Source organism: Psychrobacter sp. CAL346-MNA-CIBAN-0220, from assembly GCF_040309805.1.
Classification (GTDB): domain Bacteria; phylum Pseudomonadota; class Gammaproteobacteria; order Pseudomonadales; family Moraxellaceae; genus Psychrobacter.
In genome coordinates this window covers 1-304 of sequence record NZ_JBEOPF010000083.1, presented here as the reverse complement: position 1 = coordinate 304, position 304 = coordinate 1, and the positions used below count along the sequence as shown (strand labels likewise).

At 41.1% G+C, this 304-nt stretch carries 1 protein-coding gene; it reads left to right on the top strand.

The annotated features are described in order from the left end of the window. Positions 1–9 precede the first annotated feature (9 nt). A complete protein-coding gene (locus AAEY88_RS12785) occupies positions 10–147 on the top strand; it encodes a chorismate-binding protein (RefSeq protein WP_350562982.1) in 138 nt (45 codons plus the stop codon). Positions 148–304 lie beyond the last annotated feature (157 nt).

Sequence of the window (304 nt, the reverse complement as noted above, 5' to 3'; positions counted from 1 at the left end):
GATACCAGCATTACTATTCGTACTTTAGTATGCCACGCTCAACAAATACACTGCTGGGCCGGTGGTGGCATAGTAGCTGATTCTAAAGTTGCATTGGAATATCAAGAAACATACGATAAAGTAAATAAAATACTCCCATTATTATAAATAACAGTAGGTCGCTTTGAATAGTGAACACATTATAGCGCGGTTTCAGTTAAGCCCTACGGCAGCGCCAGATCAAGGAATAGATACCCCTAAAAAGCGTGCCAGCGCAGTCATGTTGCCGCTTATTGATGTAGATGATCATGCGCATATTTTACTG